General features: G+C 44.7%; 9 protein-coding genes. 7 read left to right on the plus strand and 2 right to left on the minus strand.

The genetic code is table 11. The features are described from left to right. Positions 1-41: 41 nt before the first annotated feature. The 4 genes from E0D70_RS11225 (at position 42) to E0D70_RS11240 (ending at position 5,445) form a co-directional block, all read left to right on the plus strand. Positions 42-1,505: a leucyl aminopeptidase gene (locus E0D70_RS11225; RefSeq protein ID WP_133012381.1), complete on the plus strand. Its 1,464-nt coding sequence runs from the start codon at positions 42-44 to the stop codon at positions 1,503-1,505. A gap of 226 nt (positions 1,506-1,731) precedes the next feature. Further along, the gene (locus tag E0D70_RS11230; protein ID WP_133012382.1) at positions 1,732-2,178 is read left to right on the plus strand and encodes a hypothetical protein; all 447 of its coding nucleotides are present in this window, start codon (positions 1,732-1,734) and stop codon (positions 2,176-2,178) included. Positions 2,179-2,298: 120 nt separating this feature from the next. Continuing rightward, positions 2,299-5,082 carry a valine--tRNA ligase gene (locus E0D70_RS11235; protein ID WP_133012383.1) on the plus strand — a complete coding sequence of 928 codons (2,784 nt, stop codon included), beginning with the start codon at positions 2,299-2,301 and terminating at the stop codon, positions 5,080-5,082. Positions 5,083-5,187: 105 nt separating this feature from the next. After that, entirely contained in the window at positions 5,188-5,445 is a 258-nt protein-coding gene (locus E0D70_RS11240) for a cold-shock protein (protein ID WP_133012384.1), read from the plus strand. 4 nt (positions 5,446-5,449) lie between these two features. Here the strand turns inward: E0D70_RS11240 and E0D70_RS11245 are convergent, their stop codons facing one another. Beyond that, entirely contained in the window at positions 5,450-5,875 is a 426-nt protein-coding gene (locus E0D70_RS11245) for a CBS domain-containing protein (protein WP_133012385.1), read from the minus strand. A 106-nt stretch (positions 5,876-5,981) separates the two neighbouring features. On the opposite strand from E0D70_RS11245, the gene tadA reads away from it, so the two are divergent. Together tadA and purL are read left to right on the plus strand one after the other, a co-directional pair. Then, positions 5,982-6,473 carry a tRNA adenosine(34) deaminase TadA gene (gene tadA, locus E0D70_RS11250; protein ID WP_133012386.1) on the plus strand — a complete coding sequence of 164 codons (492 nt, stop codon included), beginning with the start codon at positions 5,982-5,984 and terminating at the stop codon, positions 6,471-6,473. 118 nt (positions 6,474-6,591) lie between these two features. Further along, complete coding sequence (gene purL / locus E0D70_RS11255) at positions 6,592-10,491, plus strand: phosphoribosylformylglycinamidine synthase (protein ID WP_133012387.1); 3,900 nt, start codon at positions 6,592-6,594, stop codon at positions 10,489-10,491. A 190-nt stretch (positions 10,492-10,681) separates the two neighbouring features. Here the strand turns inward: purL and E0D70_RS11260 are convergent, their stop codons facing one another. Further along, a complete protein-coding gene (locus E0D70_RS11260) occupies positions 10,682-12,238 on the minus strand; it encodes a phosphoenolpyruvate carboxykinase (RefSeq protein WP_133012388.1) in 1,557 nt (518 codons plus the stop codon). Between the two features lie 500 nt (positions 12,239-12,738). Here E0D70_RS11260 and gndA point away from each other — a divergent pair, with 500 nt between their 5' ends. Beyond that, positions 12,739-14,262 carry an NADP-dependent phosphogluconate dehydrogenase gene (gene gndA, locus E0D70_RS11265; protein ID WP_133012389.1) on the plus strand — a complete coding sequence of 508 codons (1,524 nt, stop codon included), beginning with the start codon at positions 12,739-12,741 and terminating at the stop codon, positions 14,260-14,262. The last annotated feature ends 840 nt before the right edge of the window (positions 14,263-15,102 follow it).

The following is a 15,102-nucleotide window of genomic DNA, read 5'->3' on the forward strand; positions in this document are numbered from 1 at the left end:
ATCCAGTTTTTTTTAAAAGTTATTATTTTGAGGAACCTCTCATGAATACAACATTATTTGACCGTGTATCCACGGTTGAAGCAGACTTGGTCGTTGTTTTTGTACCAAGCGAAGGCGCTTTTCCTGAGTCTACAGCTTGGGTTGATGATAATGCCGATGGTCAGTTGTCACAGTTACGAGAAAGCAATGTTTTTAAAGGTGGTTTAGCACAAACATTATTATTGCCAAGCGTAACTCAAGATTTTGCTCAACCAGTATTGTTGGTCGGTACCGGCAAAGAATCTGAATTAAGCGATATGCAAGCGCGCAAGGTGATTGCGGCAGTCGCAGCTCAAATCAAATCACTTCCTTATGCTACGGTTGCGCTTGCGAGTCGCGCTCTAGTATTAAAGCAGCGTTCACAAAGTGAAGTGACAGCGTTGATTGCACAATGGCTAAACGAAGGTTTTTATAACTTTCTTGGCTTTAAACAAGACGATGCTGAGAAAAGTACTAAAGTAGAAAACCTACTGATCGAAGGTGCTGACGAAGCCGCATTGGCGATTGGTACGTCAACCGCTAATGGTTCAGCGTTTGCTCGTCAGCTAGGCAACTTACCAGGTAACGTGTGTACGCCGAACTACTTGGCGTCGAAAGCTCAGCACTTTGGTGAAGAGTACGGCATCGATATTGAGTTGCTAGACGAAACAAAAATGGATGAGCTAGGCATGCATTGCCTACTTTCTGTCGGTCGTGGTAGTGATCAGCCAAGTTACCTTATTGTGATGCATTACCGAGGTGGCGAAGCCAATGAAGCGCCTCATGTTTTGCTTGGTAAAGGCATTACTTTTGACACGGGTGGTATTTCATTGAAACCTGGTCAAAAAATGGATGAAATGAAATATGACATGTGTGGTGCGGCGAGTGTGTTCGGCACCATGAAAGCGATTTGTGAATTGAAACCTAAGCTGAACTTCACAGCGGTTGTGGCGGCGGCTGAAAATATGCCAAGTGCGCGTGCGACAAAACCTGGCGATATTGTAAAAACCATGTCTGGTCAAACTGTTGAAGTGTTGAATACCGATGCTGAAGGCCGTCTTGTATTGTGTGACGCGCTGACTTACATCGAGCGATTCAAACCAAAATCTGTCGTCGATATCGCGACCTTAACGGGCGCATGTGTGGTTGCTTTAGGTAGCGTGAATTCAGGTATGTATGCCAACGATGATGCGGTTGCCGAGTCGTTGAAAGATGCTAGCCAGATTTCAGCGGATAAAATTTGGCAAATGCCTTTGAACGAAGAATACCAACAGCAGTTAGACAGTAATTTTGCGGATATTGCGAACATTGGGGGTCCAGAAGCAGGCTCTGTCACGGCGGCGTGTTTCTTGTCTCGTTTTACGAAAGCATACCCTTGGGCGCATTTGGACATTGCTGGCACAGCTTGGGCTGGTGGCGGATCTAAAGGTGCTAGCGGCCGTCCGGTTGCTTTGTTGACTCGTTACTTATTGGCTAAAGCTAACTAATGTATTGATATTGTCACATCGATACTTTTTTCCAAAAAAACAGCAATGATTGTCATTGCTGTTTTTTTTTATCTTTTTTAGACGCTAAATTGAGCCCACCATTTTTTGAGGGTAGACATTTCGAGTTTTGGATGCGAAAGTTGATGAAATAAATTTCGATCAATTAAGCCTTGCTGTTTATTTGTTATCACCTCTATTCGTTTATATTTTTATTGGTTAGTAGCTTATGCCTGATGTAGCGTCAAAGATTACAGACGATGTTTTTGAGAGCCATGCTTTTACTGGCAATGCGTTTAATCATGATGAATTAGAACCAGACGAAGAAGATTTGGTTGCGGCGTTGCGAAATCAGGACGATATTCCGATTCTTATGGATGTTGTGGCGGACACCTTGTCGTCTTCTCTTAGTCAGGAGGGTCAGCTTTCTGATGCGATGAAAAACCTAGTATTAGAACAAGAATCTACGATTCCTGTCTTATGCAATGAAGAACCTGATGTTGTATTGGCCAGTACTCATGTTGAAGCAAAGACTGAAAACTTAGCGGGAGATGTTGCTGTTTTTACTCATGAGCATATCGCCGAGGCAGTAAGTAAAGTGCTTGAAAAGCGATTGCCTGAACTAGTGCAAGAAGTGCTGAGTGTGATGCAAGATTTGCCTACAAAGGCTAAATGATTGACTGAATCGATCTAATCATAACCATCGTCAGATTGGAGGTTATTCTTTATCTTGCGATGACGCGCTATAATTCCCAAAATTCAATTTACCTCTCTATAAGAGCTTTAAGACACCATAATGGAAAAGACCTACCAACCACAAAGTATTGAACAGCCTATTTACCAACGTTGGGAAGAGGGTGGTTACTTCGCGCCTCAAGGCGACGGCACCCCTTTTTCAATCATGATACCACCACCAAACGTCACCGGCAGTCTGCACATGGGGCATGCGTTTCAGCATACTCTAATGGATGCCATGATTCGTCGTGAGCGAATGAAAGGCAGCCGCACATTGTGGCAACCGGGTTGTGACCATGCTGGTATTGCCACACAAATGGTCGTTGAGCGCCAATTGGCGGCTCAAAATACGACACGTCATGATCTTGGTCGTGAAAAATTTCTAGAAAAAGTCTGGGAATGGAAAGATCAGTCAGGCGGTACTATTTCCGATCAAATGCGTGTTCTAGGTGACTCTGTTGCGTGGGATAAAGAACGTTTCACGATGGACCCAGGTATGTCTGCGGCCGTACAAGAAGTGTTTGTTCGCCTATACGACGAAGGCATTATTTACCGTGGTCAGCGTTTGGTTAACTGGGATCCTGTTTTACATACAGCCATTTCAGATCTTGAAGTTATTTCTGAAGAAGAAAATGGCTTCATGTGGTATTTCCGTTACCCATTAGCGGATGGTGTCACAACCGCCGATGGTAAAGATTACATCGTGGTCGCAACGACTCGTCCTGAAACCATGTTTGGTGATGCTGCGGTCGCGGTTGCTCCCGATGATGAGCGCTTTACTGACTTGGTGGGTAAGTTCGTAGAATTGCCTCTTGTTGGCCGTCGTATTCCGATTGTAGCCGATGAGTATGTAGACAAAGAATTCGGTACGGGTTGTGTGAAAATTACGCCAGCTCATGACTTTAATGACTATGAAGTTGGTAAGCGCCATGACATGCCGTTAATCAATATTTTAACGGACGATGCGTCGATCAATGATACTGCGCCAGAAAAATACCGTGGTCTGGATCGCTTCGTAGCGCGTAAAGCCGTCGTTGAAGATTTTGATGCGCTAGGCTTGTTAGAAAAAATAGCAGACCATAAATTGAAAGTGCCACGCGGAGAACGTGGCAATACCGTGATCGAACCCTACCTGACTCAGCAATGGTATGTGGCGGTTGAAACATTGGTGAAACCAGCCATTGAAGCGGTAGAAAACGGCGACATTCAGTTTGTCCCTAAACAATGGGAAAACACTTACTTTGCTTGGATGCGCGATCTGAACGATTGGTGTATCTCTCGTCAACTTTGGTGGGGTCATCAAATCCCAGCTTGGTACGATGCCGACGGTAAGTTCTATGTTGGTAAAGACGAAGCAGAAGTGCGCACTAAGTACAGCTTAGCGGACGATGTCACACTGACTCAAGACGAAGACGTATTAGACACTTGGTTCTCTTCTGCTTTGTGGACGTTTGCGACTCAAGGCTGGCCTGAAGAAACACAAGATTTTAAAGAATTCAGTGAATCTGATGTGTTGGTTACTGGCTTTGATATTATCTTCTTCTGGGTAGCCAGAATGATCATGATGACGCTGAAGTTCACCAACAAGGTGCCATTCAAAACCGTGTATATTACGGGGCTGATTCGCGATGAACGCGGCGATAAGATGTCGAAATCGAAAGGCAACGTAATCGATCCATTGGATTTGATTGGCGGCATCGACATTGAATCGTTAGTAGAAAAACGCACCTACGGCATGATGCAGCCTCGTCTTGCTGAAAAAGTCGAAAAGAACACCCGTGAAACTTATCCTGAAGGTATTCAAGCCTACGGTACGGATGCGCTGCGCTTTACGCTTTGCTCCCTTGCTTCTGGTGGTCGTGATATCAAATTTGATTTGAACCGACTGGAAGGCTACCGCAACTTCTGTAACAAAATTTGGAACGCAACGCGTTATGTTCTGATGAACACAGAAGATCAAGATTGTGGTCAGAATGGCGCAGACGTTGAGTTGTCATTGGCAGATAAGTGGATCATTTCTCGCTTGCAGCACACTGAAGATGCGGTGAATCGTGCGTTTGATACCCATCGCTATGATCTGGCTTCACAGGCCTTGTATGAATTCATGTGGCACGAATACTGCGATTGGTACTTAGAGTTGTCTAAGCCTGTGCTTTGGGACGAAAATGCCAGTGCAGCACAGTTAACCGGTACACGTCGTACCTTGGTTCGCGTATTAGAAACCTTCTTGCGTTTGGCGCATCCTATGATGCCATTCTTAACCGAAGAAATTTGGCAGCGTATTGCGCCATTGGCGGGTGTCGAAGGCGATACCGTCATGGTGATGGAATACCCAGTTGCCAACGAAGCGAAAAAAGATGAACAAGCCGAAGCCGATATCGAATGGTTGAAAGGCGTCATCGAAGGCATTCGTAATATTCGTGGTGAAATGAATATCGCACCATCGAAACCGCTAGATGTGCTGTTCCGTAATGGTACTGAGCAAGACAGCGCTCGCTTAGAAGCCAACTTGGCTTTCTTGCAGAAATTGGCCAAGTTAGAAACCATTACTTGGTTGAATGCAGGCGATGATGCGCCTATGTCTGCGACGGCCTTGGTCGGCGATATGGAAGTCTTGGTGCCAATGGCAGGTTTGATAGATAAAGACGCTGAACTTGCTCGTTTGCAAAAAGAGATCGATAAAGCGACGAAAGATCTAGAGCGCATTGAAGGCAAATTATCCAACGAAAGCTTTGTGGCGAAAGCGCCAGCAGCAGTGGTGGATAAAGAGCGCGCTAAGTGTGACGACCTTCGTTTGACCGTGAGTAAACTGGAAGAACAGAAAGCGAGTATTGAGTCGTTGTGAACCAGTCGTTATAAATAGTCATAAATAAAAAGTTATGTCAGGCATGTTATTAGCGTGCCTGACATTCATTGCATTCTATAAAAATAAAAAAAGAGGCAATAAGTAATGGAAAGAGTCAGTGGAAAAGTAAAATGGTTTAATGATGCTAAAGGTGTTGGCTTTATCAAAAGAGACGCTGACAGTGACGTGTTTGTGCATTACAAATCGATTGCACTAGATGGGCATAAAACCTTAAAAAAAGGTCAATCGGTGACGTTTGAATTAGCGAGTACTGAGTTTGGTCTTCAAGCTGTGGACGTTCGAATAGAAGAAGTATCGCCTTCTATTGCAACAGAAGGCGAGTACAGAACAGCAAATGCTTAGCGTGTTATTTGTTTTGTTCTAGTAGCATTTTATGAGCGAGCTTTACAAAATCTACTGGTGTTAAAATGCCAAGAAGCTTGTTGTTTTTAACGACAGGTAAGCTGCCGTATTTGTTCTCGATGAAGAATTCAGCGGCAGCATCTAAGCTGACACCTGGTTCAATGGTAAGGATATCTTTGTTCATTACTTTGGAAACAGGTGTTTGTTCTTCTTTTTTAGCCAGTTGCTGAGTGCCAAACTGACTGACCAAATAAAAGGCATAGCGAAGGTATTCTCGTTGTGTGAGCATGCCAATGCATTCGCCGCTTTGGTTAACAATGGGTAAGTTGCGAATGTTCTTTTCACTCATTAACTCTTTGGCTTCGGCTAATGAACAAGTTTCTTCGAGTGTGGCTAAATTTGTCACCATCAAATCTGCAACGGTCATCATAGTTTGAGTTTCCTTTTTTCCCAATTTTTATGCCAGCCAGTGTGGTGCAAGCCGCTCTCAAAAGCAATTATATTGCTACGAGACAAATCAACAATAGGGTGACTAAATGATCAGCGACGAAGAGTGGATGGCAAAAGCGCTGTTATTAGCGGAGCAAGCTGCTGCTGACAGTGAAATTCCAGTGGGTGCTCTTGTTGTGCTCGATGGAGAAGTGATTGGGACAGGCTATAATTCCCCGATTTCTCAATGTGACCCAACCGCTCATGCTGAGATCCAAGCGCTGCGTAATGCGTGCAAAAAAGTAAATAACTACCGCTTAATCGGGGCAACCTTGTACGTCACATTGGAGCCTTGTTCTATGTGCGCGGGTGCAATTATCCATTCTCGTGTGGCGCGAGTGGTGTATGCGGCGACGGAGCCCAAAAGTGGCGTGGTAGAAAGCCAAGGTGCTTTTTTTGAGGCGCCTTTTCTCAATCATAAAGTCGAAGTTTGTGGTGGTGTACTCGCAGAAAAAGCATCATTACAGCTAACACAATTCTTTCAATATCGTCGTGAGCAAAAAAAGAAGCTCAAACAATTGGCGAAAAAGGCCATATAATCGTTTTTTTTCAGCATTTAGTGCAGAAAATACAGACACTGCTGGCCTCTATTTGGGTCATTGATTTAAAATACCCGCACCATTTCCCCCAAAACTACCAAGTGAGGCAATACTCGACATGCTAACCCTGCATGGTTCCGCAGCGCTATCGGCGTTTCGCAAGGCAAAGTTATTGGCCAACATGAAAGCATCTGTACCATCCGTCACGGATGTGGATGCGCAATTTCTTCATTTTGTTGAATTGCATGACGGTCAGGCGCTTTCTACAGAGCAAGAAACGGTTCTTCAGCGCGCTCTAGCCTACGGTCCTAAATCCTCCCAAGTCAGTTCGTCTGAACAAAGTGTATTAGTCGTTCCGCGTTTAGGTACGATTTCACCTTGGTCTTCAAAAGCAACCGATATTCTTCATAACTGTGGTCTAGCGACCGTGTCTCGTGTTGAGCGTGGTGTGGAGTATTTCATCCACAGTGCATCACCATTGACACTGGACGAGCTGGATCTGTTGTCAGAAATGTTGCATGACCGCATGACAGAAAGCGTGCTTCCGGCATTGAGCGACGCGTCTGACATGTTCTCTCATGCAGAACCTGCGCCTATGACCGCGGTCGATGTGTTAGCAGGTGGACGAGCGGCGTTGGTTGAGGCAAACCAAACGCTAGGCTTAGCGTTGGCAGATGATGAAATCGATTACCTTGTCGATTCTTTTATTGAACTGGGTCGCAACCCAATCGATATCGAATTGATGATGTTTGCGCAAGCGAACTCTGAGCATTGTCGTCACAAAATATTTAATGCGTCTTGGACCATTGATGGCGAAGAGCAAGAGCGCTCTTTGTTTAAAATGATCAAGAACACGCACGAACACAATCCTGATGGCACCTTGTCGGCATACAAAGACAACGCCGCTGTGATGGAAGGTAACTTTGCTGGGCGTTTCTTCCCAGCACCAGGTACGCGTGAATACGACTTCAGCCAAGAAAACATTGATATCTTGATGAAGGTTGAGACTCATAACCACCCAACCGCTATTTCTCCTTTTTCAGGTGCGGCAACTGGCTCTGGTGGTGAAATTCGCGACGAAGGCGCAACCGGTATTGGTTCAAAACCAAAAGCAGGTTTGAGCGGTTATACCGTATCCGATCTTAAAATCCCGGGCTTTGAACAGCCATGGGAAAGTTATTACGGCAAGCCGTCTCGCATCGTGACACCGTTGGACATTATGATCGAAGGTCCTATTGGTGGTGCGGCGTTTAACAATGAGTTTGGTCGTCCTAACTTGTTGGGCTACTTCCGTAGTTACGAACAAAAAATCCAAGGTGCGACACAAGAAGAAGTACGCGGTTACCATAAGCCAATTATGTTGGCAGGTGGTCTGGGGAATATTCGCCGTGAGCACGTTGAGAAAAAAGAAATTAAAGTAGGCGCTAAGCTGATTGTGCTAGGCGGTCCTGCAATGTTGATTGGTCTGGGCGGCGGCGCGGCTTCCTCTATGGCCTCAGCAGACGGTAACGAAGATCTAGACTTTGCTTCTGTGCAACGTGGTAATCCAGAAATGGAACGTCGTTGTCAGGAAGTGATCGACCGCTGCTGGCAGATGGGCGATAACAACCCAATCAGTTTTATCCACGATGTGGGTGCTGGTGGTTTGTCGAATGCGTTGCCTGAATTGGTAAAAGATGGTGATCGTGGTGGTAACTTTGATTTACGCAAAGTGCTAAACGATGAGCCAGGTATGTCACCACTAGAAATCTGGTGTAACGAATCTCAAGAGCGTTACGTGATGGCGGTATCGCCTGAGCGTGTTGCAGAGTTTACTGCAATATGTGAGCGTGAACGTTGCCCATTTGCGATTGTTGGCGATGCAAAAGAAGAGCTTCATCTAGAAGTAGCGGATGAGCATTTCGGTAATAAGCCAGTTGATTTGCCAATGTCTGTATTGTTTGGCAAGCCACCAAAAATGCATCGTGAAGCAACCAAAGCGGTTATTAAAGGTGATGATTTCACGGCAGTAGACGTGGATCTTGTTGAAGCGGCGAAGCGTGTTTTAAGTTTGCCAACCGTTGCCAGCAAAAACTTCTTAATCACCATCGGTGATCGTTCGATTACCGGTATGGTTGCGCGTGATCAAATGGTTGGCCCTTGGCAGGTTCCAGTGGCGGATGTGGCGGTGACTACCTCGTCACTAGACAGCACCACTGGTGAAGCCATGACCATGGGTGAGCGTACTCCAATCGCATTGCTTAATGCACCAGCGTCAGGCCGTATGGCCGTTGGTGAAGCATTGACTAACTTAGCGGCCGCGCAAATTACTAAGCGTAACCATATTAAGTTGTCAGCGAACTGGATGGCGGCCGCCGGTCACGAAGGCGAAGACGAAAAGCTCTACCAAACCGTAAAAGCGGTGGGTATGGAATTGTGTCCTGCTTTGGATATTGCGATTCCAGTGGGTAAAGACTCCATGTCGATGAAGACAGTTTGGAAAGAAGATGGCGAAGAAAAAGCCGTTACTTCTCCATTGTCTTTGGTGATTACGGCGTTTGCGCCTGTAGCAGATGTGCGTAAAACCTTAACACCTGAATTGCAAAACAAGGCTGATACACGCTTGTTGTTGATTGATTTGGGCGCGGGGCAGAATCGTCTTGGTGGTTCTGTTATTGCTCAAGTTTACAACAAGCTGGGGCAGCAAACGCCAGACGTTGACAGTGCCGCCGCGTTGGCTGGGTTCTTTGATACGACCCAAGCGTTGAACGCGGAAGGTAAATTATTGGCTTACCATGATCGCTCTGACGGCGGTGTGTTTGCGACCTTGACAGAAATGTCATTCGCCAGCCATTTGGGTCTGAACATTGACCTAGATGACACCATTACTCAGCGTGCTCAAATTGCCCCTGCTTTATTCAGTGAAGAGCTAGGTGCGGTAGTGCAAGTTAATGACGCTGATGTGGCGGATATTATTGCGGCTTACGCGAAAGCGGGCGTTAATGTTGCTCCGATTGCGACCTTGTCTGGTGATGACACTATCCGAGTTCGTTTTGCCGGCGAAACCGTGCTAGAAGAAACTCGCATCAACTGGCAGCGTGTTTGGTCTGAAACCAGTTACCGCATTCAGGCATTGCGTGATAACCCAGAGTCTGCACAACAAGAGTTTGATAACTTGTTGGATGCTAACGACCCAGGGTTGTCAGCTAACGTAAGTTTTGATCAAAATGAAGACATAGTCGCAGCCTTTGTTGCGTCTGGTGTGAAACCTAAGATCGCCGTATTGCGTGAGCAAGGTGTGAATGGTCAAGTTGAAATGGCGGCGGCTTTTCATAAGGCAGGCTTCACTCCGATCGACGTTCATATGAGCGATATCTTATCGGGTCGTACAACGCTTGATGAGTTTAGTGGTTTGGTTGCTTGTGGTGGATTCTCTTACGGGGATGTACTAGGCGCGGGTGAAGGTTGGGCGAAGTCTATTCTCTTTAACCCAGTTGCGCGCGAGCAGTTTGAAGCCTTCTTCAAGCGTCCAGATACCTTCTCGTTAGGTGTGTGTAACGGTTGTCAGATGTTATCTAACCTTTATGAGTTAATTCCTGGTGCTGGTCATTGGCCGAAATTTGTTCGTAACCAATCGGCTCAGTTCGAAGCGCGCTTTGTACAGGTAGAAGTTCAGAAATCGAATTCTATCTTGTTGGCGGGTATGGAAGGTTCGCGTATGCCAATCGCAGTAGCTCACGGTGAAGGTCAAACCGAATATCGTGATGATCAAGATATGGCCGCGTTAGCGTCTTCTTCGCAAATTGCATTGCGTTATGTTGATAACTACGGTCAGGCAACTGAACGCTACCCATTCAACCCGAATGGTTCAGCAGACGGTGTGACTGGATTAACATCAGAAGATGGTCGTGTGACTATTATGATGCCTCATCCAGAGCGTGTTTATCGTACGGTCCAACACAGCTGGCACCCAAGCGAATGGCAAGAGCAAGCACCATGGTTGCGCTTGTTCCAAAACGCAAGAAAATGGTTAGGCTAAACGTTTAGTTAGAGCGTAATTTTGAAAGGCCTCTCTTCGGCAAGAAGAGAGGCCTTTTTTGTGCATCTGTGTTCCATCTTGAAAGGGTATTTTTCTGTGGAAGGTATGGCAACTAAGCATAAAAAAACCCAGTGTAAAAATACACTGGGTTAAGGTAAATACGGGGGGCGTATTTTTTGGAAACGAGTAATTAAAGCGCTGGGCCTGCTTTCGCAATGGCGTCAGAAACACTATCAAACTTTTTGAAGTTCTCAACGAACTGAGCAATAAGTTTTTTCGCTTGATCTTCGTATGCGCCTTGGTCAGACCAAGTGTTGCGAGGATTCAACAACACGCTATCTACGCCAGGAACCTGAGTAGGTACATCTAGGTTCACATCGTCTAGGTGCTCTGTTTTCGCATCAATAAGTGCGCCAGATTGAATCGCAGCAATAACCGCACGAGTCGTTGGAATGCTGAAACGTTTGCCGCCTTTGCCATGTGCTCCACCAGTCCAGCCAGTGTTTACTAGGTAAACTTTGCTGCCGAATTCTTCGATACGCTTAATCAATAGATCTGCGTAAACGTCTGCAGAGCGAGGGAAGAAAGGTGCGCCGAAGCAAGTAGAGAAAGTAGACTTAATGCCAGTTCCTGCGCCGACTTCAGTAGAACCTACTAGTGCAGTGTAACCACTTAGGAAATGGTACGCCGCCGCTTCTTTAGACAGAACAGAAACAGGAGGTAAAACGCCTGTCAAATCACAGGTTAGGAAGATGATAGCGTTTGGCTCGCCGGCACGGTTTCCTGCAGCACGTTTTTCAATGTGCTCACGTGGGTAGCCAGCGCGGCCGTTTTGCGATAATGATGTATCAGCGTAATCTGCAATGCGAGTTTCTGGATCTAATACAACGTTTTCTACAATGGTGCCGAATTTAATGGCATCCCAAATGATAGGTTCATTTTTCTGGGATAGGTCGATTGTTTTTGCGTAACAGCCACCTTCAATGTTAAACACAGTGTCTTTGCCCCAGCCGTGCTCATCATCACCAATCAAGAAACGTTCTGGATCTGCAGATAGGGTTGTTTTACCAGTACCTGATAGGCCGAAGAATAAGGATACATCTTCATCTGGTCCTACGTTGGCTGCACAGTGCATTGGCAATACATCGTGAGCAGGTAATAAGTAGTTTTGCACTGAGAACATGGCTTTTTTCATTTCACCGGCGTAACGCATACCAGCGATAAGTACTTTACGTTCAGCAAAGTTTAGAATAACGCAGCTTTCAGAGTGAGTGCCATCACGTTCTGGTTCACAAACGAACTCAGGAGCGTTAATAATTTGCCACTCGCTTTTTGATGTTGGGTTGTATGTTTCAGGGCGTATAAATAGATTGCGACCAAATAATTGGTGCCATGCTGTTTCGGTGCGCATGATAACGGGTAAATAGTACTCGTCACCTGCTCCAACATGAATATTTGAGACAAAGGATTCTTTTTCATTCAAATAAGCTTCGACACGATCCCATAAAGGCGCGAATTTAGCTTCGGGGAAAGGGCGGTTAACTGGCCCCCAATGGATGCTGTCTTTACTCGATGCTTCTTCTACGATGAAGCGGTCCATCGGTGAGCGGCCACTACGAGCGCCAGTTTCGACAACCAGTGCGCCGTTATCGGCAAGAACACCTTCGCCATTTTCTAGCGCTTTCTCAACGAGTTTTGGCGTTGTCAAATTTGAATGAATTGCTGTTACTTTAGATGCAGAACGCATGTCGTAAAATCCTCAGATCTATAAAATGTGGTCTAATTTTTATTATTATTTTTATGGGGGAATTGGGCTGAAATCGATAGTAACAAAACAATCTAAGAAAAAATATTCTTATGGTGATATGTTATTTAATTACTTTTTTGTAACTTAATAATTTCAGTTAACTTGTTGTTTTTAAAGTATAAATTGTTATTTTTCGGCTATTTAAAATCACTCTTAGCGTGTTTTTGGATTCATAGTGCAATATTTTTTGTTATTTTCTTTCTATTCTGTTGATATTTTTCTAAAGAGAAATATTCTTACTGAGAATATAGTTATATGTTTTTATCAATAAATGTTCTTTGACTTGCGATATGAATATTAAAGTGTAGAAATCTCCTACAAAACCCGCAATAAATTCATAATTAATTGCATTTTTCTTGTTTTAGTTTTCCCTGAATTGGCAATCTTCATGGTAAGATTATTCCTCGAATTCCCCCTCTTTCTAAAGGTTAATCGAACTTATGTTAAAAACGAATCAGAACTGCAATATTGGGTTTGTCGGCTTAGGTGTAATGGGTAAAAATCTGGCCCTAAATTTTGCCGATCATGGGTACCGTGTTGCAGGTTTTGATCTTGACGCCGAAAAAATTAAAGACGTTCTTGAAACTGAGGAACGTGAGCGTCTAGACTCACAAAGTGAAGCCCGCATCGTTGGCAGTTCTAGTATGGAAGAGCTATTAAATAATCTAGTTAAACCTAGGGTTATTGTTGTTTTGGTTCCTGCTGGTAAGCCCGTTGATATAGTTTGCGATAACTTAATTAAAGCAGGCCTAGAGCCTGATGATATTGTCGTTGATTGTGGCAACAGCCAATGGACAGATACTATTCGTCGCGAATCGGAATACAAAGATCGTCTTAAATTCTTCGGTACCGCAGTATCTGGTGGTGAAGTTGGTGCACGATTCGGTCCTTCTTTAATGCCTGGCGGTGATGCAGACTCTTGGAAATATCTACAACCAATGTGGGAAGCGGTCGCGGCTAAAGTGGACGCAGACGGCAAGCCGATTGTTAGTGATATACCAGGCAAGCCAGTAACGGAAGGTGAGCCTTGTACTGCTTATCTTGGGCCAAATGGTGCTGGGCACTACGTTAAGATGGTGCACAACGGTATTGAATACGCAGACATGCAGCTTATTTGTGAAGCCTATCATTTACTGCGTTCACTGTTAGGTTACGAGCCTGCAGAGATTGGTAAGTTGTTTGAAAAATGGAATGAGGGCGTTCTTAACAGTTACTTGGTTGAGATTACCGCAGATATTCTTCAGCAATACGACCATAAGACCGGTGCGCCATTGGTTGATATGATTCTTGATAGTGCTGGGCAGAAAGGCACAGGTCGTTGGACGTCTATCAGTGCAACGCAGATGGGTGTACCTGCCGGTATTATCAGTGAGTCTGTTTATGCTCGAGCATTAAGTACGTTAACAGCGGAGCGTGAACACGCAGCTGGTATTTTAACGGCAGATGTTGAAAGCGGTGAGATTGAAGCTGAGGTTGTTGAAAAGGCGATAGAAGAAGCGCTTTATTGCGCTAAGATTTGCGCTTATTCTCAGGGTTTTCAGTTGATGCGAGCGGCAGAGAAAGAGTATGACTGGAAGTTTAACTTTACAGACATTGCTAAAATTTGGCGTGGTGGTTGTATTATTCGCGCTTCTTTCTTGCAGAAAATCGCAGATGCTTTTATAGAAAATCCAGAGCTTGAGAATTTACTCCTTAGTAATTACTTCTCTCATTCTATGGCAGAAAAACAAGCAGGGTTGCGTAAAACCGTTGTGCTTGCGGCTCAGTCTGGCATTCCAGCGCCTTCTATTTTCTCTGCGTTAGCCTATTTTGATGGCTATCGTTCAGAAGTGTTACCAGCAAACCTGCTACAAGCTCAGCGTGATTACTTCGGTGCTCATACTTATGCTCGTGTTGATGATGAGCCAGGTCAAAAATATCACACCTTCTGGCAAGAAGAAGGTCGCCCTGAACGAAAAGCGTAAGGGGCTAAGTGTCGGATTGATCGACGCTGAGGCTATATAGTTAGATTAGGTGATTTTATATAAAGTAGCCTTCTATAAAATAGTCTTAATATATTGATACTGTTCGTTGTAATGTTGACCAGAGGTTCACTTCAAATGATTATTTGAAGTGAACCTCTGGTCAATGTCGTCCTTTCCTTGTTTCTCGTAATACTCCCACTCAAAACTTGTGCTGCACGATGACTTGCTCTTCTAGAAGAATAACTTTCATCAGCTCATGACCTTCGTTTTATCATTACCAATGTCTCTCATTACCAATGTCTCTCATTACCAATGCATCGTTTGTTAAGGGAGTATTGTAATCAAAGCTAAGGGCTACTTAGCATGTCTTCTCACTATATAAGTAAGGTGTGCAGTGTTAAGAAGTAGGTATTAGAGATAGGTGAAGGTGCAGCCGTTAGATTGGTTAGGCTATTTTCATAAGTCATCGTAGGGTGTGGTGTGGTGATAGCGATAAGTTAGAGATGAAAACCGATATTCTGATTGGTTTTTATACAAAAAAGCACGTATTTGATGGTTGTTTAATCAGAATGGTATTTTTTAGAAATTAATCCAAATAAACGTTCAAAAAGGGTTGCACTAAATCTGTAGATCCTTAATATACGCCCTCGCTGACACGGACAACGCTTCACAACAACGAAGACGATGTCTAGCTTACTAAGTAAGCCAACACGGTCAGCACGCTCTTTAAAATAGATAATCAGATAATTTGTGTGGGCGCTCATTGGAGTCTTCAGAAGATCATCGCCGTTCGGTTTACCGGAAGGTAGTTGATCAAAAAAATTGAAGTCTTACGAGAGT

This window comes from Marinomonas flavescens (assembly GCF_004352835.1).
In the GTDB taxonomy this organism is placed as follows: domain Bacteria; phylum Pseudomonadota; class Gammaproteobacteria; order Pseudomonadales; family Marinomonadaceae; genus Marinomonas; species Marinomonas flavescens.